At 64.4% G+C, this 10,673-nt stretch carries 4 protein-coding genes and 1 pseudogene; 3 read left to right on the top strand and 2 right to left on the bottom strand.

From position 1 onward, the window contains the following. Position 1 precedes the first annotated feature (1 nt). Together ACSLUQ_RS07120 and ACSLUQ_RS07115 are read left to right on the top strand one after the other, a co-directional pair. Positions 2 to 1,300 carry a helix-turn-helix domain-containing protein gene (locus ACSLUQ_RS07120; RefSeq protein ID WP_461808098.1) on the top strand — a complete coding sequence of 433 codons (1,299 nt, stop codon included), beginning with the start codon at positions 2 to 4 and terminating at the stop codon, positions 1,298 to 1,300. A 161-nt stretch (positions 1,301 to 1,461) separates the two neighbouring features. Then, on the top strand, positions 1,462 to 2,079 hold the full coding sequence (locus tag ACSLUQ_RS07115; protein WP_461808097.1) for a hypothetical protein: 618 nt from the start codon (positions 1,462 to 1,464) through the stop codon (positions 2,077 to 2,079). A gap of 144 nt (positions 2,080 to 2,223) precedes the next feature. Here ACSLUQ_RS07115 and ACSLUQ_RS07110 read toward each other — a convergent pair whose 3' ends face one another. Then, positions 2,224 to 2,607 (bottom strand): MvdC/MvdD family ATP grasp protein, encoded by a 384-nt coding sequence (locus tag ACSLUQ_RS07110; protein ID WP_461808096.1) that lies wholly within the window; start codon positions 2,605 to 2,607, stop codon positions 2,224 to 2,226. A gap of 1,799 nt (positions 2,608 to 4,406) precedes the next feature. On the opposite strand from ACSLUQ_RS07110, the gene ACSLUQ_RS07105 reads away from it, so the two are divergent. Beyond that, positions 4,407 to 9,752: a hypothetical protein gene (locus ACSLUQ_RS07105; protein ID WP_461808095.1), complete on the top strand. Its 5,346-nt coding sequence runs from the start codon at positions 4,407 to 4,409 to the stop codon at positions 9,750 to 9,752. Between the two features lie 189 nt (positions 9,753 to 9,941). On the opposite strand, the pseudogene ACSLUQ_RS07100 reads toward ACSLUQ_RS07105, so the two are convergent. Further along, positions 9,942 to 10,198 (bottom strand): annotated as a pseudogene (locus tag ACSLUQ_RS07100) (transposase); the annotation flags it as partial. Between the last annotated feature and the right edge of the window lie 475 nt (positions 10,199 to 10,673).

Below are 10,673 nucleotides of genomic sequence, written 5' to 3'. Positions count from 1 at the left end.
CATGAGCCACGAGGCGACGACCTGGGCGATCCGCCAACGGGGGCTGCCGCCGGCTGCCAAGCTGGTGCTGTGGCACCTGTGCGACCGGTATCACCCGGACCATGGCTGCTTTCCGTCCCAGGGCACGCTTGCCGACGATTGCGAGCTGTCGCGCTCGACGCTCAACACCCATCTGGCGCTTCTGGAAGGGCGCGGGCTGATCCACCGTGAGGCGCGGCTTGACCCGCGCACGAAGCGTCAGGCCTCGACGCGCTATCGTTTCCCCTTCGAGGAGGATTTTCCGGCTGCTGCCGAGGCTGAAAAGCCGTGTCCGAAATCCGGACACGGGTCCGACGAGGCGCCGCAAAGCCGTGTCCGGAATTCGGGCCGAGCCGTGTCCGGCTGGTCGGACACAGAACCAGTAATAATAACCCGTAATAAATCCCCCCTAAAGCCCCCCCTTGCCGGGCCGGACAGCGAGCGGCCAGTCGCCGACAGCGCCTCGACGGCGAGCGGAGCGGAGGTTGGCGGGAGCCGGGAGCAGGGCGACGCGGTCTCCCCGCCTGTTGCGGCGGCTGACGACATTCGCCGGGAGGGGGAGCGTGGGGCGGTCGAGGCGGCGCAAGCCCCCGGCACGGCGGATGCCGCTGCCCGCAGCGTTGCGGCCCGCAAGGCTCACGAAACCAAGCTTCTCAACGAACTTGTGCGGCAATGGCCCTCCGGGCTGACCGAACGGCGCAAGCGCATCGATGCGGCGTGGGAGGGGCTTTCCGCCCAGGAAAAGCGGGATGCGGCGCGGCGGGGACCGGTCTACCTGCGCCGGGTCGCCCAGGCGGGGCGGAAGCCGGGCACTCTGGCACGCTATCTGGCCGATGCGCCGTGGCGGGTGTTGCCGGATCCGACCGAGCAGCCGGCGCGGATGGCGGGGCGGACCGATCGGCAGAACCTGCGAGAGGATGTGGCCTGGAAGTTCCTCGAGCATGCCGATGCGCGCGACCTGCTGGCGGAGGCGGTCGCGGATGAGCTCGTTCCGTATCTGGTCGATGAGGTGCGCAAGCGGCACGAGCTGCTGACGCTCGACGACTATTCGCAGATGCGCGGCGTGTGGGTGGAAACCCGGGCGGCATTCCAGCGCAGTGTCGACACCTCGGGCCAGACCGCCATGGCTCCGGCCCTGCGGCGGGTGGAGGAAAAGCGGGCGGTCCGGCACGAGGCGGCGGCGATGCGGGCGCGGGCCATCCTGGGGCTTGCCCGTGAGGGCCCGCCCGCCCGGGAGGTTCGGAATCAGGCGGGCGGACAGAGGGCCTTGCGCGGGGCGTAGGGCGGCGAGCGATCCCAACAGGGACCCAAGCTACAACAGGGATCAGGGAGGAGGAGATGGGGAGACCGGCCGGCTGGAGGGGCAAACATTCGGTCCGGTCTCCCCGAACTGGAAACCGCGCCCAAGAGGCTAGCCCCAAGAGGCGGTGTGAGGTGATGGCAATGGCGGCAGAACGGAAGATGGCGGCACACGAGGCCGAAAGGAGAGCGAAGCTTGACCGGGTGCGGGAGGCACGGGAACGTGCGGAGGCGCTGGGGGATCCGCTCGGCATCCGGCGCCGGCCCGGCGTTCGGGAAACCCGCAAGGCAACCGGTCAGGCGGCGGCGGCGGTGCGCAAGGCGCGTGATCCCCTCCTGAAATCGAACGCGACGATCCAGCGGCTGTACACGCAAGGGGCGCTCGGCAAGGCGGAGGTGGCGGCCGCGCTGCGGCTGGGCGACCTCTGGATGAAGGTGCAGGGCGGCGCGCATGTGCGCTCACTGGACTGGACGGTGGAGCGGGTCGACGGCGGGCGAGGGGCGATCGAGCCTGACCTCCTGGTCGGCGCGCTGGAGGCGGAGCGCAAGCTGCGGGAGGTGCGTGTTGAGATCGGCAGCCGGGCCTTTGCGGCGCTTCGGCGGATCATCATCGAGGGCGACAGTCTGGCGACGATCGCCTGTGACCTGGAGGAGGAGGCAAGCGCGCTCAGCAATGGCGCCTGCAGCCGCAAGACGCGGGACTTCGTGTCCCGCCAGGTGCGGCAGGCGCTCGGCGATGCCGCCGTCGTGCTGAAGGTGTGAGCCAGCTCCCCCGGCCGAGCGGAGGGGCCGGGGGGCAGGGGGGAACAATCCCAAGTGGAGGAAATGACCCGCGGCAGGTCACCATGCCCGAACGCATTTGTGACAAGTGTGCCAGGGATCTGGAGCGCAGCGGGCGGTTGCGAGTTACCTCGGCTTGTCCTCGGCGCGCAGGATAGAGACCGGCGAGTTCAGCCACCGCCCCTCAAGTGCGTTCCAAAGGCTCCGGACTATCGCCGACCATTCCGCCACTACGTACTCAGCAAAGGCATCGCTTCCACTGACCTCGATATTTCCCGGTCGGCGATAGTAGGCGCCCGTCACATCCGGAAGGGAGAGATTGCCGCACGGTCCAGTCAGCGTGAGGTTCGAAGGGTCGCCATCGACCATCGCGATTTCGTGCTGCGGTAGGTCCTCGGTATTCAGGCGAATGAAGCGCAGGCCTCGTCGACGTATCTCCATGACAACGTAGTCGGTCGTCACGTCGCGTTTATTCGTTACGAGGAGGATCTGCCCGGAACGCGCGTTCACCAATATGGCACCACTTCTTCATCGTCCCGCTCCTGTGAGACCTTGGTCTTCGTCTGCAATTCGGGCAGGCACAGGGACGCGTCCTCGTCGTTCGCCTACTGTCGGACCCGTGTCCCAGTACTTGTCTCTAGCGCCCCGAAGCGCGATTCATCGTCGCCGGCCACTTCAACCTACGTCATGTTCTTGGCTCTCACGGCACGGGAGATGGCAAATTGGTTGGCTCCTATTTTGATAGGATATGTAAGAAAGCTTTCTATTCAAGGAATTGCCTCCAGAGTAACTACCTTAAATATTTTAAAGAGAGCGAATTTTAACCGAATGTTAAGGGATCCCCTCAAACTCTCGGAATTATCTGCAAGGGGCGGGTAGCGGGTGCAGGGGGCTGCTCTCATATCATGTCATGGGCCAGAGTGCTCGTGATCTGGCCGGAAGATTGCATCGTTCAGGAGGGGAGCGCCCGGGTCGGTGATTTCGCAAGTCCCATTCCACCTTCTACCTTCCTCCTTCTTGCACCTTTCTTTCTTAGGGCCGTGTGCCCGCATCGCAGGACTCCGGCCCATGACTCGCGCCTCTTCCATCTCGCTCGTGTCCCCTTCGCGTCTCGCATCGCGCGTTGCCGTTTCGCTTGCGGCGGTTCTCCTGTCGGGAACGGCGATCGTTCCCGCGGCGGCGGGTGACACCGTCGACGTGTCGCGGACGTATGACTTGTCGGATGGGAAAGGCTTCTATGGCCAACCCGGATGGCCTGTCATCTTTGAAAAATACCACACGGACAATGGCGCGGACGCTGGCGGAAGCGGACAGGCCTGCCGGCATTTCCCCAAGCCCTGGCCCAGTGGAGCTTCGAAGCACTCGACATGCGGTTACGAGGGTCACGCGGCCGATCGTCCGGAATCGGTCGCCTTCGAGTTCCTCGCGCTGAAAACCGCCAGAACTGTGGTGAAGGGAAGTGGCGATGCCAGCCACCCCCAGCGGGATCCTCTGGTTGCTTTCAGGAGCCGCGGCGGCAACGGTGGTCAGGGCAGTGTCGGCAACGATCCCGATTTTTATGACGGCTATGGTGGAAACGGGGGCGCCGGTGCGAGGGGCGGAAAAATCTCGTTCTACATGCGGGAAAACAACAACGTCGATCTGTCGAGCTACGGACAGTCCGCCATGTCGTTCCTGTCTATCAGCGGTGATGGCGGTGATGGCGGTGAAGGAAAGTCGCTGAATGCAGGCGGGCATGGCGGCAACGGCGCCAACGGAGCGGATGGAGGCACCGTGTTCGTTGTTCTTCATGATGGCAAGGTCCACACGACCGGGACGGGCGCGAAGGTGGCCGCCATTCGCCTGGGCAGCAAGGCCGGCGATGGCGGCGACGGCGGTTTTGGGTTGGCTAAAGTCTTTGCGGGAGCGTCAGGCGGCAACGGCGGTGCAGGTGGCGTCGGCGGAAGGGTCGATTTCTCGATCCTGAAGACGAACGGGCGCTCTTCGCTTTTCGACATTTCCACCACGGGAGACCAGGCGTCGGGCGTGGTGCTCCAGTCCCACGGTGGCATTGGTGGAAGTGGCGGTGATGCCTGGGGGGGGCAGGGGGAAGCACGCACGGCCAAGACGGCATTGGTGGTGGCCATGGCGGAGAGGTCTACGCAACGATCTATGGCGCCAGTGTCACCACAAACGGAAATGATTCTGATGGCATCCTCGCGCAGAGCGTTGGCGGGTTCGGCGGTGCCGGCGGCGAGGACGACAGCATTTTTGTCGCCCATGGCGGCAAGGGCGGCAAGGGCGGCAACGGCGGCGGCGTTTTCAGCGATTTGCGGTTCGGAACCACGGTTACCACCCATGGCGACCATTCCATCGGGTTCCTCGCCCAGTCGATCGGCGGTGCGGGGGGGCGCGCGGCCTCGGGCGACGCCATCGTCGGCCTCGGCGGTTCCGGTGGTCAGGCCGGTACCGGCGGCAAGGTCTTCCTGCGAGCGGGTGACCTGACCGTCAAGACCAGCGGCGCGCATTCCGATGCGGTGTCGCTGCAGTCCGTCGGCGGTGGTGGCGGCACTGGCGGCTCTTCAACGTCCATCGCGGCGGAGTTCGTTCATGTCGTCGGCGGCAATGGTGGCGACGGCGGCAGCGGCGGACAAATCGATCTCAAGAGCGAGAACCTGTCGATTGCGACTGAGGGGTTCCTGTCGCGCGGTCTTCTGCTGCAGTCGGTCGGCGGCGGTGGTGGCTCGAGCGGCAACACGGTGAACGTGGCCATCGGCGTCGACTTCAATTCCTCGCTCGGCAGCGTATCGGGTTCTGGTGGTGGAGACGGCGGCATGGTCGGTGCCACCATCGGCGGCCATATCGTGACGAAAGGCGATTCCGCGACAGGCGTCCTGGCCCAGTCGGTGGGTGGCGGCGGTGGCTCCGCGGGCAATACGGTCGAGGCCTCCGTCGGGTTCAATTTCAACCACAACATGGGCTCCAATGGCGGCAACGGAGGATACGGCGGACAGGTCACGGTCGACAGTACCGCCGACATTCAGACCGGCGGCAATGACGCCGATGGTATCCTGGCCCAGTCATTGGCCGGCGGCGGCGGCCAATCGAGCAATGTCGTCAACGCCAGCGTCGGCATCGACGTGGGACAGTATGTCTCGACCCAGGGTGCCCAAGGCGGTTACGGCTATGCGGGTCGGACGGTGAATGTCACCTCGCACGGCAAGATCATTACGGCGGGTGACAACTCGCTCGGCATCCTTGCTCAGTCGATCGGCGGCGGCGGCGGCAAGTCCGGCTACACGGTCGACGGCGGTATCAGCCTCAACATAGCCTCGACGCTTGGCCAGACGGGCGGCTATGGCGGCGAGGGTGGAGAGGTCAACGTCTATAACTATGGCAAGATCGTAACGATGGGCGATTTGGCCTCGGCCATCGTCGCCCAGTCGATCGGCGGCGGCGGTGGCCATGGCGGCACGACCGTCAATGGCAATATTGGCCTTGAGCTCAATTACACGCATGGATCGGACGGGGGCGTCGCGGGGAGGGGCGGTGACGTCCTGGTCGAGAACAGCGGCTACCTCGCGACGCTTGGTGACGGTGCCATCGGTATTCTTGCGCAGTCGCTCGGCGGTGGCGGTGGCAGCGGCGGCGTGACCGCCAATGGCGCCCTCAGCATCGTGAACGCGGCGATCGGCGTCGGCGGCAACGGGGGCGGCGGCGGCTCGTCAGGTAGGGTGCGCGTTTACAACTCTGGCGAGATCAAAACAGAGGGCAATTATGCTGTCGGCATTTCCGTAAACTCGGCCGGAGGTTCGGGTGGCAATGCCGGGCTCCTGGCCCAGGGGACAGGCTCGGGCGGACCGATTGCCGGCAGTATTTCCGTTGCGGTCGGCGGCGATGGCGGTGCCGGAGGTACCGGCGGCTCTGCCACCGCCGCGAACAGCGGCTTCATTACCACCTCAGGCTTTTACGCAACGGGCATTTCTGCGCAGTCGGTGGGCGGCAATGGCGGCAGCGGTGGCGCGGTCTTTGCGGGCACCATTGATGTGTCTACGGAAGGGGCGGGCAATGCCAACGTAACCGTTGGCGGTGCCGGCGGCGACGGCGGAAAAGGTGGCCTCGTCACTGTCAACAACAACGACCGGGCCAGGATCACCACATCCGGTCACTACGCGGATGCGATCTTCGCGCAGTCGGTGGGCGGCAACGGCGGATCCGGCGGCCTGAGCTATGGCGGAACGCTGTCGGTTGGCACCGGCGCCAGCATCAGTTCCAATGTCGAGGTTGGCGGCAAGGGCGGCGGCGGATCCGTCGGCGGCGATGTCTCGGTCGCAAATACTGGCAACCTGGCGACGTCGGGCGGCAACGCCCACGGCATCTTCGCCCAGTCGATCGGCGGCAATGGCGGCGACGGCGGTGCGGGCTACGCGTTCCTTGGCGATTTTGCTCGCGAGAAGGAAAGCTACCTCAAGATCACGGGCAACTCCCAGGTCGGCGGTTATGGTGGGTCTGGCCAGCATGCCGGCAAGGTGTCCGTCACGAATTCCGGCCAGATCACGACCGTTGAGGACACCTCCTACGGCATTTATGCGCAGTCGGTTGGCGGCGGCGGCGGTGACGGCGGCAACGCGGGTGCCTATTCCATTGGCTACACGCTGGCGCCCGCGAACGCGGAAGGCGAGGCGGCGGAATCCAAGGGCGTCAGCCTGTCCTACACCATGGGCGGCTTTGGCGAGGGCGGTGGCAATGGCAACGACGTCACGGTGAACAACGGCCCGGACGGCTACATTACAACCAACGGCGTTGCCTCCTACGGCATCTTCGCCCAGTCGGTGGGCGGAGGCGGCGGAACCGGCGGCAATGGTTCGCCGGGCCTCAAGGGATGGGTCGCCACGACCTACGACGTTTACGAGCACCTCAACTCCGCGCGAGAGGTCTACAACCAGATCAAGGGGTTTCCCAAGAGCCTGCTTGAAGGTTTCTCCGTCAATGTCGGCGGGAGCGGCGGTGACGGCGGACATGGCGGCACTGTCTGGGTGACCAATGAGTCAGGCATCGAGACCCAGGGAGACTCCGCGACCGCGATCTTTGCTCAGTCCGTGGGCGGCGGCGGCGGGTCCGGAGGCGATGGCAGCGGTGGTCTGCTCACCTCCGTGACGGTGATGGGCAATCCCAAGGGCGGCGGTCATGGCGGCACCGTCAACGTCTCGAACTCAGGCTATGTTCTGACACAAGGTGACGGTGCATTCGGCATCTTCGCCCAGTCCGTTGGCGGCGGCGGCGGCGCGGCGGGCGATTTCGAAACCACGATCATCGGCGAACTCGACGATGCGTGGGAAACGTTGGGGGCACTCATTGTCCCGATCGACGATGGCGCCGAAGGCGGCAATGGTGGGGACGTGAACATTTCGGCAGACGGAACTGTTGTCACCACGGGCAAGGCGTCCCATGGCATCTTCGCCCAGTCGGTGGGCGGTGGCGGTGGCGCCAAGGGGTCTCTCGTTGTCGACGAACTCGACGACAACTCAGGTTCCATCGGCAGCACGGGCCGCAAGGGCAATGCTGGAAGCATCAATGTAACTGTCAACTCGGGAGTGCACGTGCACGGCGACGGCGCGATCGGCATCTTCGCCCAGAGTGCGGCCGGCAGCGGCGACAGCTACTCGAAGGGGATCGCGATTTCGCTTTCGGGCGGCAGCTCGGTGCGGGCCATGGGCACAGGCGGCCGCGCGATCATGGCCCAGGCCTCCAGCTACAGCAAGGATCACGACACGGAGGGGCAGAACAAGTCTGAGGGCGTTTCCGTGATCCATATCAAAAAAGGTGCGCTTGTCGAGACAACGAGCGTCGACGCGCACGAGACCATCTCCATCCTGGGTGGCCGCACCGTCATGGTCTCCAGCGGGACAGATATCCTCGTCTCCAACCGGATCGACAACCAGGGCACGTTGAGGAGCGCCTCGCCGGACGCGGTCACCGTTCGCAACGATGACAAGGCGTCGCTGGTGATCAGCACCTGGGGCGGCGGCACGTTCTCCGGTTCCGTCGACCTCTCCGACAGCCACGCCCAGATGTTTTGGGTCGGCGAGGGCGGCACGGCCCTGCTGGGCACGCAGATGAACCTTGGCACCCATTCGCACACCAGGTTCGAGAACTCCGGCACGGTGAACCCGGGAGCCAGACACAAGGCATACATCTCGACGCTTACGACGCCCTACGCCTCCTTCGGCGCGGGGTCCGTCTACGAGGTCGATGCCTTCAAGAACGACAGCGGTGTCGTCTATTCCGACAGCATCCACCTCAAGTCCAAGTCCGGCTCTTCGGGCAGCTACAGCCTGGGCGGCACGGTCAACGTCAACTGGTACGGCAAGAATGATCTCGTCAGCGGCGACAGTGGGTCACTGCTGGTGATGAAGACGGTGAACGGTGAGAACATTGCCAACACCGCGAAGATGGCCGACAACGGGCTGATCAGCTACACGTTGCGCGGCGGCACCGGCTCGGCCACGAACAACGAAATTCATGTCGACTACGATGTGGACTATTCGGGCGCGAAGGGCTCGCTCGGACGCAACGAGGCGAATTTTCTGAACTTCTTCGATGCCGCGATGACGCGGATCAGGGAGGACAATCTCACCGGGGCAAGCGCCGGGACCATGCAGGAGCTCGCCTCGCACCTGCTCAACTCAGGGTCGACCGGAGATCTCGAGAAGCGTGTCCGCTCTGTCACCAGCGAGGAAAGCCTTGCCGCGGCCAGCGCCGCCGTGAATGCCTCGCAGGCGCTGCACCGGCTGCTGCAGAGCTGTCCGACGCTCGACCCGGAGACGGGCAGGGAGTTCTTCCGCCAGCGCGATTGCGTCTGGATGCAGGCCATCGGCAACCGGCACCATCAGAGCGCAACGGGATCGACCAATGCGTTCCGCGAGGTGACGACCGGTGTCGCCGGCGCCATCCAGAAGGAAGTGTTCGACGACACCTTCATCGAGGTGGGTGGCCAGGTCGAGTTCCTCGACGTGACCTCGGCGGGCTTCGGCCAGTCGGGCACGCGGATTTCCGGCGGTGTTGCGCTCAAGCACGAGATCGGTCCCTTCACGCTCTCCACCACGCTCGGCGGCGGCACCTACGACCTCGACCAGACGCGTCGGTATGTGGTGGGGGCGACCGGTCATGCGGCGAGTGCAGATGTGAAGGGTCGTTACCTCACGGCTGAAGCGCGCGTCTCGGCTGTGTTCGAGCGGCAGGGCTTCTACGCCAAGCCCTCGGTCGCGCTGTCGCTCACCCAGCTCTGGCAGGATGCCTTCCGCGAGAGCGGCACCGGTCCGATCAACTGGAATGTCGGCAGCCTGTCGAAGACCTCGGTCATCGTCACGCCCGGTCTTGAGGTCGGTCATGCCTTCGACCTTGCGGAGCGGCCGACGGTTGCCTTCCTGCGCGCAGCCCTTGCAACGGAGCTGACCGATCCGAGCGTCACGATGACACAGGCACTTGCCGGGTCGAGCGCGGCGTTCGGCGGTCTGACCAGCACGTCCAGTTCCGATCGCATGCAGGCGACCTTCTCCGCTGGCTTCGACATGGATGTGAGCGAGCGCTTCTCTGTCTCGCTACTCGGCCAGGCCGGCATCAGCGAGAACACCACCGACATCGGCGGCTATGCCCGGGCCAAGCTGCGCTTCTGAGGGCGCAACACGAAAGGATTTGGGGAAGGACGTCACAACAGGAGCATCCAGGAGGGGGCGGCGAAGCTGCCGTCGCCCCGGACTGCACGGTGAGCGATATCGCAGCGTTGGAAAGCGTGTTCGCGGCAAATGCTCTGACGACCGCCATTCCTTCAGGTCGCGAGCCTCACGGCGCAAATCCTTGATCTAGTCGGTGGTCGCAGCACGGACGGTGTCGCCAGCTAGGCGACGCTTGTCGGCTTCCATAAAGTCTTTGGACCAGGTGCAGTACAGGCTCTGCGCAATGCCTTCCCCTCGGCTCAGATCGGCAATACTGTCATCACCGCGCAGGCCGTCGAGCACGATGCGGATTTTGTCTTCGGCGGAAAAATGCCGTTGGGTCTTGCGGCGAATGTCCATCCCCCCTACTCGACGGGCGATTTTGTATTGGGGGATTTGGGCTTCATCTTCGTTCCTTCGTCGCTACGACGAAGCCCAAGTCCTCCTTAAATCACAACCTCAAATCTGTGCCATGAGCGCTGACGGGGAACAGTCAAACACCGGAGACCATTCGGCCTTGCTGCCTGCCTCTGCTATTTGAGGTCCCGATGCGGAAATAAGAAATATGAATAACTTCAGAATCTTACTTCGCATTCTTTGAACTCTGATCCGAAGTTGCAGGAAGCCGACAATGTCCACCATTTGCAAATCTAGCCAAAAAGAGCGGGATGCAAAGCCGAAGGTAGCTATGCGTATTCTTGCACGCTCTGACTGCAAGTCGGCGAGCGTGGTGGGCAGGAGAAGGGGCTACGCCCGGCACGCGGCATGCCGATGAAACGGTGGGGCCTTACAGCTTAGGCGGCGTTCGACGGGGCGTGCATCCGCGTTGGAGTTGACACCTGGTACAGGTTGCCCGCAATAGTTTGACAGTCTCGAGATTTG

This window comes from Stappia sp. ICDLI1TA098 (assembly GCF_054880955.1).
This window is presented reverse-complemented; position numbering and strand designations above follow the sequence as displayed.